Source organism: Alkalihalophilus sp. As8PL, from assembly GCF_040939795.1.
Taxonomy (GTDB): domain Bacteria; phylum Bacillota; class Bacilli; order Bacillales; family Bacillaceae_D; genus Alkalihalophilus; species Alkalihalophilus lindianensis.
On the sequence record NZ_CP162551.1, the window covers coordinates 514146 to 533177 of the forward strand.

General features: G+C 38.2%; 21 protein-coding genes. 2 read left to right on the forward strand and 19 right to left on the reverse strand.

Annotated features, from left to right (window positions below; genetic code table 11):
* Positions 1 to 37: 37 nt before the first annotated feature.
* Positions 38 to 1360 (reverse strand): YheC/YheD family protein, encoded by a 1323-nt coding sequence (locus tag AB3N04_RS04000; protein WP_368504829.1) that lies wholly within the window; start codon positions 1358 to 1360, stop codon positions 38 to 40.
* A gap of 109 nt (positions 1361 to 1469) precedes the next feature.
* Positions 1470 to 2606, reverse strand: a complete 1137-nt coding sequence (locus tag AB3N04_RS04005; protein ID WP_368504830.1) for a YheC/YheD family protein — start codon at positions 2604 to 2606, stop codon at positions 1470 to 1472.
* 195 nt (positions 2607 to 2801) lie between these two features.
* On the opposite strand from AB3N04_RS04005, the gene AB3N04_RS04010 reads away from it, so the two are divergent.
* Positions 2802 to 3059 (forward strand): hypothetical protein, encoded by a 258-nt coding sequence (locus AB3N04_RS04010; protein ID WP_368504831.1) that lies wholly within the window; start codon positions 2802 to 2804, stop codon positions 3057 to 3059.
* A gap of 91 nt (positions 3060 to 3150) precedes the next feature.
* Here the strand turns inward: AB3N04_RS04010 and AB3N04_RS04015 are convergent, their stop codons facing one another.
* The 16 genes from AB3N04_RS04015 to AB3N04_RS04090 form a co-directional block, all read right to left on the reverse strand.
* On the reverse strand, positions 3151 to 4140 hold the full coding sequence (locus AB3N04_RS04015) for an LLM class flavin-dependent oxidoreductase (protein WP_368504832.1): 990 nt from the start codon (positions 4138 to 4140) through the stop codon (positions 3151 to 3153).
* Positions 4141 to 4331: 191 nt separating this feature from the next.
* Complete coding sequence (locus AB3N04_RS04020; RefSeq protein ID WP_368504833.1) at positions 4332 to 4712, reverse strand: rhodanese-like domain-containing protein; 381 nt, start codon at positions 4710 to 4712, stop codon at positions 4332 to 4334.
* Positions 4713 to 4736: 24 nt separating this feature from the next.
* Positions 4737 to 5213, reverse strand: coding sequence for a DsrE/DsrF/DrsH-like family protein (locus tag AB3N04_RS04025; RefSeq protein WP_317120414.1), 477 nt, complete (start codon positions 5211 to 5213; stop codon positions 4737 to 4739).
* A 91-nt stretch (positions 5214 to 5304) separates the two neighbouring features.
* Positions 5305 to 5859: a carbonic anhydrase gene (locus AB3N04_RS04030; RefSeq protein WP_368504834.1), complete on the reverse strand. Its 555-nt coding sequence runs from the start codon at positions 5857 to 5859 to the stop codon at positions 5305 to 5307.
* Positions 5856 to 7520: a SulP family inorganic anion transporter gene (locus tag AB3N04_RS04035; protein ID WP_368505987.1), complete on the reverse strand. Its 1665-nt coding sequence runs from the start codon at positions 7518 to 7520 to the stop codon at positions 5856 to 5858. The genes AB3N04_RS04030 and AB3N04_RS04035 overlap by 4 nt, the downstream gene beginning before the upstream one ends.
* Positions 7521 to 7602: 82 nt before the next feature.
* A complete protein-coding gene (locus tag AB3N04_RS04040; RefSeq protein WP_368504835.1) occupies positions 7603 to 7830 on the reverse strand; it encodes a sulfurtransferase TusA family protein in 228 nt (75 codons plus the stop codon).
* Between the two features lie 61 nt (positions 7831 to 7891).
* A complete protein-coding gene (locus tag AB3N04_RS04045; RefSeq protein ID WP_368504836.1) occupies positions 7892 to 9022 on the reverse strand; it encodes an MBL fold metallo-hydrolase in 1131 nt (376 codons plus the stop codon).
* Between the two features lie 53 nt (positions 9023 to 9075).
* Positions 9076 to 9642 carry a sulfurtransferase TusA family protein gene (locus tag AB3N04_RS04050; RefSeq protein WP_368504837.1) on the reverse strand — a complete coding sequence of 189 codons (567 nt, stop codon included), beginning with the start codon at positions 9640 to 9642 and terminating at the stop codon, positions 9076 to 9078.
* 117 nt (positions 9643 to 9759) lie between these two features.
* Entirely contained in the window at positions 9760 to 10020 is a 261-nt protein-coding gene (locus tag AB3N04_RS04055; RefSeq protein ID WP_368504838.1) for a metal-sensitive transcriptional regulator, read from the reverse strand.
* Positions 10021 to 10189: 169 nt separating this feature from the next.
* Positions 10190 to 10891, reverse strand: a complete 702-nt coding sequence (locus AB3N04_RS04060; protein WP_368504839.1) for an MgtC/SapB family protein — start codon at positions 10889 to 10891, stop codon at positions 10190 to 10192.
* Positions 10892 to 11023: 132 nt separating this feature from the next.
* Positions 11024 to 12439, reverse strand: coding sequence for a rhodanese-like domain-containing protein (locus AB3N04_RS04065; RefSeq protein ID WP_368504840.1), 1416 nt, complete (start codon positions 12437 to 12439; stop codon positions 11024 to 11026).
* Positions 12440 to 12560: 121 nt separating this feature from the next.
* A complete protein-coding gene (locus tag AB3N04_RS04070) occupies positions 12561 to 13847 on the reverse strand; it encodes a GntP family permease (protein WP_368504841.1) in 1287 nt (428 codons plus the stop codon).
* Positions 13848 to 13899: 52 nt separating this feature from the next.
* Entirely contained in the window at positions 13900 to 15426 is a 1527-nt protein-coding gene (locus tag AB3N04_RS04075) for a class I adenylate-forming enzyme family protein (RefSeq protein WP_368504842.1), read from the reverse strand.
* A 33-nt stretch (positions 15427 to 15459) separates the two neighbouring features.
* Positions 15460 to 16197, reverse strand: coding sequence for an SDR family oxidoreductase (locus AB3N04_RS04080; protein ID WP_368504843.1), 738 nt, complete (start codon positions 16195 to 16197; stop codon positions 15460 to 15462).
* Entirely contained in the window at positions 16181 to 16603 is a 423-nt protein-coding gene (locus AB3N04_RS04085) for a MaoC family dehydratase (protein ID WP_368504844.1), read from the reverse strand. The genes AB3N04_RS04080 and AB3N04_RS04085 overlap by 17 nt, the downstream gene beginning before the upstream one ends.
* Before the next feature lie 52 nt (positions 16604 to 16655).
* Entirely contained in the window at positions 16656 to 17861 is a 1206-nt protein-coding gene (locus AB3N04_RS04090; RefSeq protein ID WP_368504845.1) for a thiolase family protein, read from the reverse strand.
* 225 nt (positions 17862 to 18086) lie between these two features.
* Between AB3N04_RS04090 and AB3N04_RS04095 the strand changes: the two genes are divergently transcribed.
* A complete protein-coding gene (locus AB3N04_RS04095; protein ID WP_368504846.1) occupies positions 18087 to 18680 on the forward strand; it encodes a TetR/AcrR family transcriptional regulator in 594 nt (197 codons plus the stop codon).
* 50 nt (positions 18681 to 18730) lie between these two features.
* Here the strand turns inward: AB3N04_RS04095 and AB3N04_RS04100 are convergent, their stop codons facing one another.
* On the reverse strand, positions 18731 to 18991 hold the full coding sequence (locus AB3N04_RS04100) for a metal-sensitive transcriptional regulator (protein WP_368504847.1): 261 nt from the start codon (positions 18989 to 18991) through the stop codon (positions 18731 to 18733).
* Between the last annotated feature and the right edge of the window lie 41 nt (positions 18992 to 19032).

Here is a 19032-nt window from a genome sequence, read left to right on the forward strand (position 1 = left end):
TCTTAACTAAGAATAAAATCCATAGTTAAAATCTACTTCACTCACTTCTTCTTGCATTTATAAAACCCGTAAGAGCACTAGCGTAAAAGAACGGATTAGATATAATGTCACCAAATAAATGAGTGTCCTCAATAATTGAGAAGCTTTTATAACCATATCTTTTATTCATTTCTAGAATCCAGACATGTAACTCTTTGTCTAGGATGAAATCAATCGCAATATCAGCAAAATGACCTTGTTGATCTAGTAGCTGACAAGCCTTTTTACAAGTAGCCTCAATCTGTTTAAAAAGGAGTTCTCCTTCCCTTTCGTCTAATCCATAGATACGATTAAAAGCCTCTTTGCCCTTAATTAAATAATCTACATGACTTAAATTAGTCGTGATACTCCCTGGTTTAGCAACTCGAGCAATGAGTCCTGTACACTTCCAATCTTTTGTTTGATCTTTTTGCATATAAATACGAAAATCAACATTTCTTGACTCATGCACTAAAGGGACCCCTTGTTGGATCATATATTCACCTTTCTTTTTTAAAACCCGATCAATGACTGGCTGCTGTTCTAAACACTCCACCACCCACTTTTTATTCTTATCATCAATGATGTGATAAGAATCTCCCTCATGTCTAATCTGAATGATTCCTTTCCCTCGTGAACCACTTTTAGGTTTTAAATAAATGGTTTGAAAGTCGCTTACCATCTCTTCAATTTCCTCGAGTGTTGATAACTCTTTAGTATCAGGCAAATGACCTCTAACAGATTGATCGGGGGATAACCACTTCCACATATCCCATTTATTAAAGAATTTAGAATTAAAGATAAACCCATTCGTCCTCTTTTTTAAATGCTCATTTAATGAAAGTGATAAGGGTACTCGTTTAAAAATGGCTCCTGGGTATTGAAATACACCTTCCTTTAAAGTAGCTTCCCTTTCATGATTACTTGGTCGAAAATAATACCCCTTAATTAACTGTTGCTCGGTGTTAATTCCCGAGGGCTCGCTGATCATGATCAATCCATTTACCGGAACAAACTTTTCAAGACGATCTTTTACTTTATCTAAACGAGTTAAAAATCGCTTTGAAATTAAATACAAAATAACGGGTCCTAAACTTATACTATTTTCTGTTATGTTTATATCATAGAATAGGTCCTCAGGAATGAAGACCTCATTTTTTATATTCTCTGATAAACCAATTGTTTGCCTTGGTAGATTATCACTCTTTCTTACTGATAGTTCTCTAGTGCATGTGCCGAAGTGAAAATAGATTTTATCTTCAGATTCAATATCTTTCATTTGGTTTGTATTCGGAAGATAAATCCTATCCACTTCCTCCGTGGATATCCATTTAATATACAAGGCTCTTCCTCCTTATCTTAATCTTCTTTTTACTATATGAAAAAGAAGTGTAGCCTAAATAGACTAATAGATGAGGAGTTTTGCCTTTTATCGTGAATTTGGAGGGATTTTATTGAGAACTAGTTGAAAAGCCTGCTAACTTATATGCATAGTCAATCAAAAGTTTATTAGAATAAAAATAAATTCCCTCTTGCCCTGCGTCTATCGCCATCCGGTGCCTCGGATTTCGATGGTTGATTTCGATAATCCAAAGATGTTGGTTCTTATCTATACCAAAGTCAATTCCTACGTTCCCTAAGTTACTATTAATCCCCCTTAATTCTTCCATTGCTGAAGCAGCCTCTATAGAGATCTCAGTTATCTTTTTTCTTAGTTCAATAGCTTTCTGCTTGGGGAGTGAAAATATATTTTGTAACGCCGAATTACCATGCTTTGTTACCCCTTCATTACTAACAATTCCACCTTTCAAGCCTTTTCGTGCTAGTAACCCAACTTCCTGCCACTCCATTGATTCATTTTTCATCAAAATAAACCTCATATCTACTGGACGTCCTCCAATATACAAGTCAATCACTTCCTGGAAAATGTACGTTCTTTTTTTACACTTTTCTTTAAAGTACATTACTAACTCTTCCTCATTGAGATAAAATAAATCTTTATTTGTAGCTACTTTGAAGGATTCAGCTTTTTTAGAAATTTTATAAATTCCTTTTCCATAACTCCCATTAATAGGTTTAACATAACCTTCTTTATATTTTCCGATAAGGCCAGGCAAATCTTGTGCACTATGAAATAACTCAGTTAGCGGCAAATGTTTTTTTAGTTCCGGTTTCTTCGAGAGCCATTCATACATTTCCCATTTATTAAAAGTGAAATTGTTTATCATTTTGCAACCGATTGTTTCTTTGAAGAAGCTTTCCCAGCCATGATTTAAGGAAATTCGATTAATAATAACAGTAGGCATGGAAACAATTAATTGATTCCATGTCTTACTTTCTCTACAGTAGCTATAACCTTTGATACTAAGGTTTCCTTTATCTATCCCATTAAGAGAAAAAGCAAAAAGACCTCCACTCTTACAGTTCATTTCTAGATCTACTAAATGAGGAAGCAACCTTTTCAGCTTTTTAGTTGATTTAGATACTAAGATACCAATGATTACTTCCTTACTTTCTACCTCTTTAAGGTCATCTAGTAGACTATTAACCTTCTCTTCGTGTAATTTCTTACCTTCACCTAAATTCATCTTTTTCCCTCCAGTTAACCTTTTATGATTGCTATATTATATGTACTTTTTTTCATATGGAAACGGACAGCTAATCTTTCAACTTATTACTTTCGCCTTTTATAGCACATTAAATAGAGAAATAGGTGAGAGAACAAGCACGAGCGAAGAGTAAACATATAGATAGAATTATCTTGATGCAAAGGAGGTGAGAAGATGGGAAACAACAACAATAACGTTTGCCCTGACAGCTGTTGTACGGGAGATGAGATTTTATGTATTGGAATTCCTTGTCCAATTGATATTGTACTTTTAGGAATTGAACTTCAAGTTGAGTTACCGTGCGTAAGATTAACATCACCTGGTCCATTAACAGAGGATCAGATTCAACAATTACTTGATGTTCTTCAAGGTGTCCTTGGTTCACTTGGTAATTTAGGTGGAGCTGGTGGTGTTGTTGAAGGCGAAGAGTAATGAAATGAAATTGGCCCTTGACTTTTGTGTCAAGGGCTTCCTTACTTTTACTATAGAAGATGAAACGCTAAGAGCATATTCATTATCCTCTTTAATTTGAAAAGGCTTCTGCTATTAGTTCATAGGAGCGAGCTCGGTCTTCATAACGATGTGTAATGGTTACAATCATCATTTCATTCACTTTATATTGGGTTTGCAGAGTTAATAGCTCTTCTTTTACTTCTTTTGGATTGCCAATAATCGTTTTACGACTCAATTTATTCTTTTCATCTTGAATAAATGAATATTGTCTTGCCTCTTCTATGGACGGTATTCCTGCTCTTCCTTTTCCATTATTAAGTTGGATTTTCCAAAGAGCATTACTTAAGGCCAGCTCCTCTGCTTTTTCGGTCGTATCTGCACAAATAGCTGATACACAAAGGATTGATTGAGGTTGTTCTAGTTTCTCATTCGCCTGGAAATTTTCTTCATATTTCTTTATGATGCTTGCCCCGTCCTTTTCACTCATAAAATGTCCAAAGGCATAAGGCGTGCCATTCTCAGCAGCAAGAATGGCGCTTTTCTCACTTGTTCCTAATATCCACGGCACAGGGGCAATAGCGGGTAGCGGTGAGGCCGAAACTTTTGAATACATATGATCAGAGGGAAAGTGATTTCGTAAAAACTGCACTAATTCTTTTGTGGCTTCAGGAATCTTTTTTACGCCTTCTAAATAGTTATCTGACAAAGCCATTGTTGCTTCAGCAGAACCACCAGGAGCTCTCCCAATACCGAGGTCAATGCGTCCAGGGAATAGCGTAGCAAGCAAATTATATGTCTCAGCAATTTTGAATGGTTTATAGTGAGGCAGAAGCACGGCCCCAGACCCGATTCGAATTTTTGAAGTCTGTGCACCAATATAGCTAAGCATCACCTCAGGAGCTGGACACGCTAATGCGGGAAAATCATGATGCTCAGCAATCCAGTACCGCACATACCCTAGTTTTTCTGCAGTTTGCGCAAGATTCAATGAGGCCACTAATGCATCTCTAGGGGTCTTGCCAACTGAGATCGGTGCTTGGTCTAATATACTTAATTTCATACATACCCTTCTTTCCAGAGAGATACTTTTCGGAGAACCTTATAACATAGTTTCTAGGGATTATTATAAATGATCGAGAGACAAACCAGTGTTTGACTACCATTCCTCTCTCTTGTTAGAAATAGTTATTAGCTTACACAAAAACCCTAACCACCTATGAGCAGGTAATTAGGGCTTCTTAGATGTTGAGACTATTTAACTGGACCATCCCATGAGAGCATGCCACCTGCAACATTGGTTACATTGCTGTAACCTTGTTGCGTAAGGAAATCAGCTGCTTGCATGCTACGATTCCCACTACGACACATTAGAACAATTTCTTTATCTTTTGGTAGTTCTTCATGTGTTTCGGCAAAACTGCTTAGCGGCATATTTTTCATACCTTCTACATGCCCATCTTCAAATTCATCAACCTCGCGAACATCGACATACACTGCCATTTGATCAGCCTTCATTTGCTCTTTTAGTTCAGTTGTAGTTATTTCTTTTACTGGATTTGATGATTGATTGAACAAAGAGAACACTCCTATTCCAATGATTATAATCAAAACTGTAACCGTTACATACTTCATCAGCAACACCCTTATTTACAGCCCTTAGATAAATAAGTTTACATTACCATCTTCCGCTTCTGCAAGATAAGTTGCTACACCTGCATATTCAACGCCATCGATTAGCTCTTCTTTATGAATCCCCATAACATCCATAGACATTGTACATGCAACCATTTTGATATCAAGGTCTTGAGCCATTTCAATTAATTCATTTAACGAGACAACATTATGTTTTCTCATCATTTTTTTCATTAAGATTGGGCCAATTCCACCATAGTTCATTTTAGATAAACCTAATTTCCCTGGACCACGTGGCATCATTTTTCCAAACATTTTTTCAAGGAAGTTCTTTTCTACTTTAACATATTGCTCTTTACGAAGTACATTTAAACCCCAGAATGTGAAAAACATCGTAACTGGTTTACCCATTGCTGCTGCACCAGTTGCAATAATAAAGCTTGCAATGGCTTTATCTAAATCTCCGTCAAATACGATCATTGTTGCTTTCTTCTGTTCCATTTATAATCTCCTCCTAATATTTATACTCATGTAGGTATTTCTTATACTCCATATACTATACCCAGTTAGGTATAATGTCAACTAATTTTTTTTAGTTAATCCATTCAATCTCGCCATTTTCGACATGAAAAATAGCTCCCTGTACGCCCACGCCATCTCCGTACTGTTCATACACCGGATGCTTCTTGAGTCTCTCCATTTGTGTTTTTACATTTTGGCGCGAGCCACTCACGCATAGATCTGTGCACTGGACCCCTTCAATTGACTGGCGGACTGATTGTAACCATGGTATGAGTTCCGCTTCCTGGTTCCCCTCAGCCGCAGCTTTCACACCACCACAGCTCGTGTGACCAAGAATTAAAACATCATTCACCTTAAGATGTTTAAGTGCATAGTAAAGACTTGCTGTGAAGCTCTCATCAGACGGATTTACTTGGTTAGCAATATTACGATGAATAAACAATTGACCAAGTGGCATTTGTGTGATTACTGATGGACTTACTCTTGAATCACTGCATGCTAAGACAAACATCTCTGGTTGTTGACCTTCTTTTAGTCTCTCAAAGAAATGAGGATCTTGCTTCCTCATCTCAATTAAGAAGGCTTCATTTTGTTTTTGAAGTTGTTTCGTTTTCAAAAGAATCACCTCTTCAAGTGATCTAGCACATGTTCTAGATCTTGGTACTCAATTTGTCCTTTAAACGTCTCATACCAGCCTGCTTCTCTTAACGTGTCTCGAACAGGTCCTTTCACATCACAAAGATAAATACGTTTATCTAAGTCACGATACGTATTCATTAACTCTTCTAAATGATCTACAGCAACAGCATCTACATCATTTACACCTGAGAAATCTATCACTAACGTATCGACCTTATCAGACTTAAGAAAAGCTTGTTGAATGCGCGCTTCGACTCGTTGGATATTCGCAAAATATAACGGCGAATCAATTCGTAAAATAGAAAGATGTTCAAATGTTTCTGCATCATTAAAACGCTTTGTATTACGATATGCATCTAACTTCCCTACATATCCAAGCTCGGCCATATGAGGATTCGCGCTTCTCCATAAGAAAATAACAAGGGAGAAGATTACTCCAATGAAGATCCCCATTTCAATACCAAGCGTTAATGTAGCGATGAATGTAACAAGTAATGTAAAGCCATCGATCTTTTTAATTTTAAATAGATGCTTAGCTTCCTTGACATCAATTAACCCATAAACAGCCACCATAATAATCGCTGCTAAAACAGCGTTTGGCATATAGTAGAACCATGATGTGAAGAAAAGCAGGGTTAAGACGATTAAAATAGCTGTAATAATCGCCGCAAGCCCTGTTTTAGCTCCAGCTCCGTAGTTTACCGCAGATCGAGAAAATCCACCAGTTACTGGGTAACCAGAAAACGTTGAAGCAGAAACATTGGCAAGACCAAGACCAACTAATTCACGATTGGCATCTACTTTATACTTTTCCTTTGTGGCAATAACTTTAGCCATTGCAAAACTCTCTACAAACCCGATAATCGCGATCGTGATTGCTACTGGCATTAAGGCACTGATTGCTTCTGTACTCCATACAGGGAATGAGAGCGATGGTAAGCCATCGGGTACTTCACCGATAATATTGACACCTTTTTCATGTAAGTTAAAAAGATACACAAGCGCTGTACTATAGACGACAACAACTAATGGTGCTGGAATTTTCGGTGCGAATTTTTTCAATAAAACTAAAATAGCAATACTCGTAATCCCAATAAAAAAAGAGTATAAATTGATCGAGCCAATTTGTCTTGAAGCCTCAAGAAGTAATTCAAATACATTTTCAGTTGAAGGCAAAGAAATGCCAAGCAGATGCTTCAATTGACTAAAACCAATCACAATCGCCGCTGCAGAGGTGAAGCCACTAATCACAGCATGGGAAATGAAATCAGTAATAAATCCTAGTCGTAATAATCCTAAACTAAGTTGAATAACCCCGACCATTAGAGCAAGTAATAATACAAGTGAGATATATTCAGACGAGCCTGGTTCTGCCAATCCTTGAACACCTGTTAGAACAAGTAGTGAAACCATCGCAACCGGTCCAACAGCCAATTGCCTCGATGATCCAAATAGTGCATAGATCAAGAGCGGAATCGTTGAAGCATACAACCCAATAACAGGTGGTAACCCCGCTAGCATTGCATACGCCATCCCTTGGGGTATCAGCATGATTGCCACAATCAAACCGGCAGATAAATCACCACGTAAATCATGTTTTTGATACGTTAACATCCATTCAAGACCCGGGAACAATTTCTTTAACATCATTTGGCCCCCCTTTCATTTAAAATGAGTGAGTAGGTCTAACCCTCATTAGACCATACCCACTCACAAGCAATTATTCTTATTATCCTTTTTTAATCCAGAACTTAAACACGTCACCGTCTTGTTCTTGATGAATTAACTCATGACCACTAGCCTTAGACCATGCAGCCATGTCTGCTTGTGAACCTTTGTCTGTTGCATGAATTTCTAAAACTTGACCTGACTCAAGTGTATCCATTTCTTTTTTCGTCTTTACTACTGGCATTGGACAAGCTAGACCTTGTGCGTTTAATACTTTATTACTATTCATTAAAAATCATCTCCTCAGATTGGTTAATAATATTGTTTATTTGTTTGTTTCATTTTATTGATTAAGATACAGCACAACGATTAGGGCCGATCTCCATTTCTGTTTCTTCTTCTTTGTTTGGTGTTAGAATACCCATATTTGTTCTTCTGATCTCTTGGTAAGAGTTAGGTTGCGGTGGTAAATTCTCAGATACCACACGACGGAACTCGTCTTCATCTTCAATCATTAGACCATGATTTTCTTGATACAGATCACCTAGGCGAGCGAATACACGGCCTTGATCATCTAATTCTTTTAACTTCGCAAAATGAGCTGGTAGGACAAGTAAGTCTTGATTTAGTGCTTTATAACGTACATACAAGGACTCACGTAAATCAGCTACCCAATCTTCTGCCTTACCAGCAAGGTCAGGGCGTCCAATTGAATCAAGGAATAGAATATCTCCTGTGAACAAGTACGTATCATTTAGAATTAGGGACGTACTTCCTATTGTGTGACCTGGTGAGTAAACAGCCTTCACTCGTACATTCGCCTCACCAAATGTTACTTCCATTCCATCCTCTAGTGGTTCAAATTTAAATGTTACTTCGCCAGCATCTTTTGGAGGCAGGTAGTATGTTCCACCTGTTGACTCTGCTAAGCGACGTCCACCAGAAATATGATCAGCGTGTAAGTGTGTATCAAACATGTGTAACACTTTGATACCAAGCTTATCAGCAAATGCTTGGTATTGATTAACTAAGCGTAATGGGTCGATCATCGCACCTTCATTACCCGAAACGATCATGTACGATAAGCAACCTTTACCCAAGCGAACAAACTGATACAGGCTTCCGCCACCATCTAGGTCCCCGACTTTAATTGGTTCAAGATGTTCACTCCACGCTTTCATTCCACCTTCTAAGTAATGAATATCGCGTGAAGTAGCTTCTGCTAATTGCTCAGCAACGAAGATTGAAGAACCTTCTTTTGCACATACAACAAGGATCTCTTTGTCAGCTGGTATTTGTTCAAGAATTTCATCCACTCCCTCGATTAAATCGAAGTATGGCTTATTCATTGTGACAATTCCTTCACCTTCAACCTTCCAATCATCGTATTGATCCGTGTTACGAACATCTAGAATGAATAACTCTTCTTTATTGATTACTGTTTTCGCTAATTCTCCAGCTTTCATCGCTTTAACAGCCATGAAAAACACCTCCATATATTGTGATCATTTTGCTTGCTTGATTTATTTAATCGTTATTTACTTTCTGTTTTACCATTCCAAGCCGTCATACCTGGCTTCACATTTACAACATTTGAAAATCCATTGTCCTCAAGTGTTTTTGCAGCCATTGCACTCCGAGAACCCGTACGGCATACCACATACACATGATGAGTTTGATTTAGTTCACTTAAACGAGTTTCAAGTTCGCCGAGTGGAATTGAAGTTGCTGTTGGAATATGTGAGAACGCATATTCAGCAGGTTCACGCACATCAAGGATCGTGACATTGTCTTCGCCGATTTTTGCTTCAAGTTCCTCATTATCAATCACATGTGGATAATCTACTTCTTCTTTTTCCTCACTTACGCTCGCCTTACGAATGTAGTGGATTAATGTATCCCCTTCTTCTACTGTTCCTAAGTAATGGTGACCAGTTGAACCTGCCCACGCTTTAAGGTCAGCGAGTGATCCTTTATCTGTTGCTTGAATTTCTAATACTTGACCTGGCTCAATCCCATCTAACGTTTTTTTTGTTTTTACGATTGGCATTGGACATGATAATCCTTTTGCATCTAATACATGATCTACTTTAATTGACATTATGTTTGCCTCCTTTTTTAATACCCTTACCCGTATAACTATATTATACATATTATTTTCTTTGTGTCAATACCTATTTACTTATACCCGTTTAGGTATATTAAAAACCAAAAATTTTTATCTTGATTTAACTAGTAACTGGATCGCTTCTTCTACAACTTGATCTGCCTGCTCGCCTTTTTCTACTTCATCTATAATACATTGCTGCATGTTCTTTGCAATAATATAAGCCATTGCACGATCAGTTGCTGACTTTACTGCAGACATTTGTGTAATAACTGTCTTACAATCTTTCTCTTCTTCCATCAAGCGGAGAATTCCACGAACTTGACCTTCAATACGTTTAAGGCGATTTTTCATATCTTGTGAGTAATCCATATAAATCCCCTCTCTTATTTATTTATTTTAATTAGTATGACATGAACTTTTTGGTTAAAGGATAACCACCTTGGATACCCTATGACCTATATTAGCACACCTAACAAATATACGCAAGGGGGTATTATTTATTTAAAAGCCACTACTTTTCATAGTGGCTGGCCTGGCATTACGTAATGTTTTCAACTTCAACTTGTAAGACATCCTCTGATGATTTCAGCGCATAGAATACATCGGTTGTATATACTTTTTTGTTCGTCACAACAATACAGGTTAAGACGATATCATCCGCTTCTTCTTTAACTTTGACGCGTCGAATGCCAAAATTTTTGCTCTTCACTTCTTTTAAGAAGCTCGTTAAGTCGGTATCTTTTTTAATGTATACTTTTGCTCGGACCTCAATATCCATTAGTTTCTTAGGGCCAATCCAACTGATTAAATCAGGAATAATCCGCACTCCAAGAATCATAAAGAAGATACCAAGGAACGCTTCAACATAAAAACCGACACCAATTGTAATCCCAATTCCCGCAGAGGCTAAAACGAGTGAAGCTGTTGTTAGTCCTGAGATCGCATCATTGTTTCTTCTTAAAATAACCCCTGCCCCTAAAAAGCCAATTCCACTAATTACATAGGAAGGAATTCGACCTGGGTCCATTGGGCGCGAGTAGGCTTCTGAAAATAAAAAGGCCGATTCATAAGAAACAATTGTAAGCAAACAAGCCGTCACCGCAATAATGAGACAGGTTTTAAGTCCTAGCGGCTTCCCTTTTAATTCACGTTCAAGACCAATAATCAAACCCGCTAATGCCGCTAACGATAACTTGTGTAGAGCTGGATTATGTAAAACCATTGAAACCAAGTCTCCCATACTACCTCCTACTCCTTTCCTTAGATAATTATTTTTATTATACATGAAGTACGATGAAGGCGCTCTAGCTAGGAAGAAAAGGCATCTTCACATGTAAGTGAAGATACCCCAATACCACTATAGAGATGACTCTTACGTTTCATCCTTTGTCACTGGCAGATCTGCTTTTACCCATGCTGTAAATCCACCTTTTACATTTACTACATGATCAAATCCATGTTTCTGAAGAACACTCACTGCAATGGCAGACCTTACACCTGAACCACATAACACATAGAGTGTTTTATTTTTAGGTAGGTCATCGAGATTCTCTTCAATGTTTCCAAGAAAAGCATGAATTGCCTCTGGTGCATGACCATCTGTCCACTCACTATCATTTCGAACATCCACTAGTACTGACTCCTCCGATTGAACAGCCTGATAAGCTTCTTCTACATCGACCTGCTTATACATTGGCAGAGTTACATCTTGTTCGATCGTTTTCTGATCAATAAATGCTATTGTTCGGTCTAGTCCTATTGACTCGAGGGCAATAAGAACCTCTTCTAATTTCTCTTCATAGGACACAACAACCAAATCTTTATCATAAGGAATAAGCCAACCTGCCCAATTAGTAAACGACTTTTCAATGGAAATATTCACTGCTTCTTTCATATGTCCATAAGCGAAAAGCGGTGCCTGACGCGTATCTAATACATATACATCATCAGAAACGATTTCCTTTAATTGCTTTAGCGATTGAAGTCGTCTTGGTGCTGCTTCAGGCTTCTCTCTAGGACCTTCTTTATTAATCTTCTTCATCATGCCAAAGTAAGTCGGGGGTTCTGGTTGGCTTTCGAGAAGTTCATGCACAAATTCAGATTCATCCTTAATTTGAAAGGCCCAGTTATTTTTCTTTTCATAACCAATCGTAGAGACTGGTACGGCACCAAGTGACTTTCCGCAGGCACTCCCTGCACCATGTGCCGGCCATACTTGCAGATCATCTGGTAGGTCACCCGCTTTTTGTAGTGACTTAAACATATCTTTGGCTCCTATTTCAGCTGACCCTTTAGATCCTGCTGACTTCTCAAGTAAATCAGGACGCCCCACATCTCCTACAAATAAGAAGTCACCTGTGAAGATCCCCATCGCTTGGTCTGCACCGCCACCTTTATCTGTTAATAAGATTGAGATGCTCTCTGGGGTATGGCCAGGGGTATGCATGACCTCAAAATGGACCCCACCGATTGAAAACTCATCTCCATCTTTAACAAGGGTTGCACCAACTTGATCAGCAAACGCGTATTTCCAATCTTGATCTCCTTCATCAGATAAATAAAGATGAACATTGTGCTTCTCTGCTAATTCTTTAGCACCAGAGGCATAATCAGCGTGAATATGTGTCTCCGTTGCAGCCGAAATAGTGAACCCTTCCTTCTTGGCTACTTGAAAATAAGGGGTGAGGTTCCGACCTGGGTCAACCACAATGGCCTCACCTGTTTTTTGACACCCGATTAAATAAGACATATGTGCAAGTTTTTGATCAAAAAAAGATCGAAAGAACATTAGTATACCTCCTATGGTTTATCGTCTACTTTTTATGTTCCCCGATTTTTAAAAGTTAATCCCCATATAAAAAAGATGAGAGAAAAATAAATTCCCTCATCAAAAACATACATTTGATTGATTATAAGATCCCAATACTAGCTAGAATAATTGCTGGAATGACTGATAAGACTGGAATTAAAACAGCTACAACAGCAATATCCTTATATGAATCTTTATGAGTCATCCCTGTAATGGCGAGCAGGGTAAGAACCGCTCCATTATGAGGAAGAGCATCTAACCCACCGGATGCAATCGACGCTACACGGTGAAAGGCTTCAGGACTCATCCCTGTTGTTTGAGCAATTTCATAATAGCGACTTCCTAAGGCTTCTAGCGCAATACCTAGTCCTCCTGAGGCTGATCCTGTAGCACCTGCCAACACATTGATGGCAACTGCTTGTGAAATGAGAGGACTGCCTTGAATTCCAAGTAGAAAATCGGTTAAACGCTCAAATCCCGGCACTGACCTTACTACCGTACCAAAACCTACAGCGGCACTTGTGTTAATAATCGCAATAACAGAGCCACTCGCTCCCCCGTTAATCGCTTTAACAAAGCCCTTCCATTTATGAAAACTTAACAACATAATTAATATAATACCTGTTAGAAGAGCAATGACGATATCTAAGTTTAAAAAGTTTAAAGTAATGACAACAGTGATAAGTGGAAGTATTGATAGAATTATATTTGGATTTTTTTCTTCTGTTGTATCTACCCCATCCAGTTCTTTTGGTTCTGAATAACCCTCACCAGCTGCTTTTAATGACTTTTCTCTCCATCTTAAATATAGAAATCCACCGACACCCATTACTAAAGCAGAGGAGAGTCCCATAATCGGGGCTGCGGCTGCTGATGTGAAATAGTAATCCATAGGAATCAAGTTTTGGATCTGCGGCGTACCTGGCAGAGCGGTCATCGTAAAAGTAAAAGAACCTAATGCAATGGTTCCAGGCATAAGACGCCTTGGAATATTTGCTTCTCTAAATAAGCTTAGGGCAAGTGGGTATACAGCAAAAACTACAACAAAGACACTAACCCCACCATACGTAAGAACAGATGCTGATAATATAACTGCCAGAATAGCATTTTTTGTACCTAAGGCCTTTGTGATCCAAACGGCAACAGAACGTGCCATCCCTGTAAACTCCATTAATTTACCGAAAATAGCACCTAGCATGAATACTGGAAACCATGTTTGAGCAAAGCCTACAAACCCACCCATGTACGTATCTTTATATGCATCAAGTAAATCCAATCCACCAGTGATGGCAACTACACCGGCACAGATTGGGGCAATCCAAATGATTGACCATCCTCTATATGCTAAAACCATTAATAGAATGAGACTAAGAAAAATTCCTAACATGATTATGCTCCCCCTTATCAAACAAGAATTTTAAATGGTCTAGCTACTTGTATTACTTTTGGTATTGCTCTCTAATCTGTCTTTTTAAAATCTTACCTGAAGCATTTTTTGGCATATCGCTTACTATTGATAGCGCTTTCAATCTTTGGTATTTTGCAGGAACTCTTTCGTTAACCCATTGCATCAAGTTCTCCTCATTTACCTTTTCCCCTGTTTTTAATACGACATGAGCAATTGGAATCTCTCCCCACTTACTATCGGGAATCCCAACTACCGCTACCTGCGACACAGCCTTATGAGTGCTCACGACTTCTTCAATGTCACGAGGAAAAACATTTACTCCACCAGATATAATCATGTCTTTTTTGCGATCGACTAAATAAATATAGCCCTCCTCGTCGGTGTAACCGAGGTCCCCTGTTTTAATCCACTTATTATCAAGCATAGAAGCTTTTGTTTCCTCTACTTTGTTTAAATAGCCGGTCATAAGCGTCGGTCCACTTCCAATAATTTCACCTACTTCCCCTACTGGAACCTCTTGATTTTTCTCATCAACAATTTTAAATTCATTAAATATCATCGGCGGCCCTACCGAACTTGGTTTTTCAAGAACAAAATCAGGGCGTAATGTGGTAAGGAAACCTTCAGTCAATCCATAAAGCTCAAAAAGTCTCCCCGGTAATTCATTAGCTAGTTGTTCTTTTCTGTTCGTCGGAAGTGGTGAACCTAAAGTTAAAAGCACTTGCAAGGAACCTAACCGCTCTGGGCGATAAGAAGGATGATCTAATGTTGTGATGACTTGAGTAGGTACCATCATGGTATGAGTGACTTGTTCTTTCTCAATTACATCCATGACCGTATCTTTATCAAACTTCTTTTCAAGAACATAGGTGGCACCCGCACAAATTGTTGGATACATAAAGGCAACTGAGCCATTAAAGACGAGACTACCTGTAGCTAATACTGTGCTGTTATAAGTCACACCGTACTCCATACCCCATAAGAAGGCATACATCATTCTTGTTTTATGAGTATGAACAATTCCTTTTGGTAAACCAGTTGTGCCAGATGAATACATAATGTTTGCTTCATCTTCTTCGGTGACACTCACAGAAGGCTCCGTATCTGATTGACCATTGATTAACTCCTGATAGTTTGTAAATGTAGTAGTTTTTGAATCGGTTGTAATAAAAAATTCAATATAATTTATATCCTCCTTTATTTGGTTGATATCATCTTCATAGGAGTGATGGAACACGATCATTTTAGGTCTACAGTCGTTAAGTTGATAGACATTATCTGACCCTCGTACCATCGGATTAAGAGGAACAATCACCACTCCTATTTTTGCAGTGGCCCAAAAGAGCTCTAACATTTCCAAGCTGTTTGGAAGTAACATCGCTACACGATCACCTTTTTTAAACCCATTATCTAATAGCGCGTTTGCTAGCCTATTTACTCGTCCGTTAAACTGTTTATACGTTAGGCGTTCTTTTCCGTGAATAACCGCTAATTTATTCGGATAGTGAGTAGCATTTCTTTTTAACATCATTCCGACGTTCAAAAAATCCATCTTCATCTTTTCCACCATTATTCATCCTCTCTATGTTGGTTATCGTAGGTTTAACCCTGTAGTCAGTCCACCATCTACTTCAAGTAAAGTGCCTGTGACGTAACTTGAAGCATCTGATGCATAAAATAAAACAGTCTGTGCAATTTCTTCTGGATTGCCAACTCGCTTCATAGGTATTTTTTTAATGAACTTTTCTTTCCCTTTCTCATCCATTGACTGAAACAGAGGAGTATCAATCGAGCCCGGAGCAATACTATTGACGGTAACCTCAGGTGCTAACTCTAGAGCTGCGGTATTAGTTAGCGAGGCTAAACCAGCTTTTGATGCAGAGTAATTTGCTTGGCCAAAATTCCCTTTGTGAGAGACGGATGAAATATTAACGATTTTCCCATATTGATTGCCTTTCATTATAGGAGCGATTTCTTTTATCGTGAGAAAGGCACCTTTCAGATTAACATCTAATACAAGATCCCATTCTTCTTCAGACATCTTCATCAATTTCTGATCGCGAAAGATACCGGCATTATTAATGAGGATATCAATTCGTCCAAATTTCTCTACTGCAGATTGTACGGCACGCTTGATATCTTTTTGATCAGCTACGTTCCCTTGAACAAACAAACTTTCTTGCTGCAACGTATCTGCAACCATTCGTCCATCCTCATTCAGATCAAAAATGATAACCGTCGCTCCCGCTTTATCCAATGTCTGAGAGATCGCTGCTCCAATCCCACTTCCTCCACCTGTGACAAATGCTACCTTACCTTGTACGTTCATTTTTCTCCCCCCAATTCTCGATGTCGTCAATGATTTTTAATACAGCTTCTCCGGAAACGACCATTTCTTCGTTTTGATTTTTTACATTTGTTGAAAGGGTTACTTTATCACCGTTTAGCTTAATCACTTCACATTCTGCTGTGATGGTATCGTTTAATTTTACCGGTTTTAAAAACGTTAAATTCTGTTCTAAGTACAAGACAGGCTTCTCAAACATTTTTGAAAATACCGTTGCAAAATAGGAAGATGGTAACATTCCATATGCGATTCGTGTCTCAAAGACTGTCTTCTTACAAAACTCTTCATCAAAGTGCCATGGATTTGAATCTCCGATAATCCCACCAAACATATAGTTATCACTCTCTGAAATGGTCCTTGTATAACGTTCTTTGTCTCCGATTTCCATCTATTCCTCCACTCCATTTAAAAGACCAGAGTCTCTTAAATTTTAAAAAAATTTATGTTTCAACGTGAACTAGAATCGCTTCCCCTTGAGCAAGGCCACCACATATACTAGCAACCCCATAACCTCCACCTCTGCGCTTTAGCTCATGAATTAACGTTAAAACAATCCTAGCTCCGCTTGCACCAACAGGGTGACCAAGAGCAATAGCTCCCCCGTTTACATTTATTTTTTCGCGAATTTTCTCTGCTTTCTTTTTGTCGTTTTCAGCTAGGATAAGAGAACTCACAAGAGGTACAGTTGCAAAAGCTTCATTGATCTCAATTAATTCCAAATCATCTACTGTGAGGTTGGCTTTTGAAAGAACCTTCAATATAGCTTTACCAGGGACGGTTGCTATATTTCTTGGATCCTCTGCCACACTGGCCACTTCAATAATATTCGCTAAAGGTTTTATCGACTTTTCTCTTGCAACCTCTTCATTCATCAGAATCAATGCAACCGAACCATCACTTAAACCAGGTGCATTACCAGCTGTAATCGTAGGACTATCAAAAACAGTTTGTAGAGACTCAAGCTTTGATAAAGAGGTTTGCGGTCTTGGTGATTCATCTTTATCGAATAAGAAATCTTCTTTATGTTTTTGCTCTATCACTAAAGGGTGAATTTCATCTGAAACCTTCCCTTCCAGAAAGGCCTCTTTCCAACGCATTTGACTTCTAAAAGCAAATTCATCTTGTTCTTTACGATCGATCCCATATTCTAAAGCAACCTCTGAGGCATCTACGGAGACTAAATTAAAATCATGATAACGTAATCCATAAGCAGGGTCATGAATAGTCACATTCCCCATTCGGCTCCCCCATCTCAATGAAGGGACAATCATAGGCGTTCGACTCATTGCCTCTGCGCCACCTGCTACTACCACACTGCTTTCTCCTCTCTCGACTGAATAATAGCTTTGTTTAATAGCTGCCATACCAGAACAACAAGCTTGATCAATGGTTTGTGAAATAGTTTTGGCAGAGAATCCTGCCTTCAACAAAGCTTGACGAGCAATAATTGGTGCAATCACTTCTTTTGCCTCAGCTTGAGTACAAACACCCCAATTCACTTCCTGTACTTCGCTCTGATCTATGGGAAGATCCTCTACTACCGCTTTCATTAAAAGTTGACTTAGCTCAACCGTTGAAAAATCTTTTAAACTACCACCAAATTTTCCAAAAGCCGACCTTTTCCCTGCTACAATCACGCATCCCATCTATTTTCACTCCTCCCTAACTACATTAAAGCGCTTACAATAATAAGAATTGATTTTGGCAAATCCGCTATAATGCGGTAAAATAAGACATTGATCACTACCAATTAAATAATGAAATATTAGATAATAAGTAATCGCAATTAAGAGACCCTAGTCTCTTAAAATGTATTTTAAATCGTATTATACTAATTGTCAAACTATTCTAACAGAAAGAGTGACTAATTTATGCATTATCGACAGCAGAAAGCTCTCTTAACTAGAAAAAAAATTCTAGATGCCGCCCTCGAATTATTTACAGAAAAGGGTTTTGATGAAGTAAAAGTCAGTGACATCGTTAAAAAATCGAAAACTTCTAAAGGGGCGTTTTATACTCATTTTTCTTCTAAGTATGAAATCTTCCTTGAAAAATTTAAAGAAATTGATGATTTCTATATTACTTACGAACAAGACCAAACAGGTCCACAAACACCCTTACAATTTATTGAAAACCTCCATAAGGCTCAAGTACACTATTTAAAAGACGAATTAGGTAAAGATACGGTACGAACCATCTATATGAATGTGCTTCGGGCAGACCAAGATAGTTTTGTAGCAGATAAGAAACGACCCTACTTTCACATTGTTAAAAAGTTTATCAAAAAGGGTCAGGAAGACGGGAGTATTAGAGAAGATATGTCTAGTGAGGTATTAACGGCTCAGATCACAAAAGCCATTAGAGGAAATATCTATGATTGGTGCTCGAACGATAAATATGATTTAGAAAAAGAACAAGATTATTTACTATCTATCCTTTTACTAGGTTTAACCCCAAAACAGTAGAGAATACGTGTAAAAAAAGAAGAATACCATGAGGGTATTCTTCTTTCGCCTTATCGACTTTTTACTAGTAATTGAATCGCTTCTTCTACCACTTGATCAGCGTCTTCACCTTTTTCAACTTGATCAAGAATGCATTGTTGCATATTTTTCGCAATCACAAATGCCATTGCACGATCCATCGCTGACTTCGTTGCAGACATTTGAGTGATGACCGACTTACAATCTTTTTCTTCTTCCATTAATCTTAAAATACCACGAACTTGCCCTTCAATACGCTTCAGACGATTTTTCATTTCTTGTGTGTATTCCATCTATTACAACCCCTTTCCACTAAAGGATTTATGTCGTTACT

What these genes read in the sequence shown, in the direction of transcription:
- AB3N04_RS04005 (WP_368504830.1), bottom strand. Translation starts at nt 2,606, where the DNA reads ATGAATTTAGGTGAAGGTAAGAAATTACACGAAGAGAAGGTTAATAGT.
- AB3N04_RS04010 (WP_368504831.1), top strand. Translation starts at nt 2,802, where the DNA reads ATGGGAAACAACAACAATAACGTTTGCCCTGACAGCTGTTGTACGGGA.
- AB3N04_RS04015 (WP_368504832.1), bottom strand. Translation starts at nt 4,140, where the DNA reads ATGAAATTAAGTATATTAGACCAAGCACCGATCTCAGTTGGCAAGACC.
- AB3N04_RS04020 (WP_368504833.1), bottom strand. Translation starts at nt 4,712, where the DNA reads ATGAAGTATGTAACGGTTACAGTTTTGATTATAATCATTGGAATAGGA.
- AB3N04_RS04025 (WP_317120414.1), bottom strand. Translation starts at nt 5,213, where the DNA reads ATGGAACAGAAGAAAGCAACAATGATCGTATTTGACGGAGATTTAGAT.
- AB3N04_RS04035 (WP_368505987.1), bottom strand. Translation starts at nt 7,520, where the DNA reads ATGTTAAAGAAATTGTTCCCGGGTCTTGAATGGATGTTAACGTATCAA.
- AB3N04_RS04040 (WP_368504835.1), bottom strand. Translation starts at nt 7,830, where the DNA reads ATGAATAGTAATAAAGTATTAAACGCACAAGGTCTAGCTTGTCCAATG.
- AB3N04_RS04045 (WP_368504836.1), bottom strand. Translation starts at nt 9,022, where the DNA reads ATGGCTGTTAAAGCGATGAAAGCTGGAGAATTAGCGAAAACAGTAATC.
- AB3N04_RS04050 (WP_368504837.1), bottom strand. Translation starts at nt 9,642, where the DNA reads ATGTCAATTAAAGTAGATCATGTATTAGATGCAAAAGGATTATCATGT.
- AB3N04_RS04055 (WP_368504838.1), bottom strand. Translation starts at nt 10,020, where the DNA reads ATGGATTACTCACAAGATATGAAAAATCGCCTTAAACGTATTGAAGGT.
- AB3N04_RS04060 (WP_368504839.1), bottom strand. Translation starts at nt 10,891, where the DNA reads ATGGGAGACTTGGTTTCAATGGTTTTACATAATCCAGCTCTACACAAG.
- AB3N04_RS04065 (WP_368504840.1), bottom strand. Translation starts at nt 12,439, where the DNA reads ATGTTCTTTCGATCTTTTTTTGATCAAAAACTTGCACATATGTCTTAT.
- AB3N04_RS04070 (WP_368504841.1), bottom strand. Translation starts at nt 13,847, where the DNA reads ATGTTAGGAATTTTTCTTAGTCTCATTCTATTAATGGTTTTAGCATAT.
- AB3N04_RS04075 (WP_368504842.1), bottom strand. Translation starts at nt 15,426, where the DNA reads ATGAAGATGGATTTTTTGAACGTCGGAATGATGTTAAAAAGAAATGCT.
- AB3N04_RS04080 (WP_368504843.1), bottom strand. Translation starts at nt 16,197, where the DNA reads ATGAACGTACAAGGTAAGGTAGCATTTGTCACAGGTGGAGGAAGTGGG.
- AB3N04_RS04085 (WP_368504844.1), bottom strand. Translation starts at nt 16,603, where the DNA reads ATGGAAATCGGAGACAAAGAACGTTATACAAGGACCATTTCAGAGAGT.
- AB3N04_RS04090 (WP_368504845.1), bottom strand. Translation starts at nt 17,861, where the DNA reads ATGGGATGCGTGATTGTAGCAGGGAAAAGGTCGGCTTTTGGAAAATTT.
- AB3N04_RS04095 (WP_368504846.1), top strand. Translation starts at nt 18,087, where the DNA reads ATGCATTATCGACAGCAGAAAGCTCTCTTAACTAGAAAAAAAATTCTA.
- AB3N04_RS04100 (WP_368504847.1), bottom strand. Translation starts at nt 18,991, where the DNA reads ATGGAATACACACAAGAAATGAAAAATCGTCTGAAGCGTATTGAAGGG.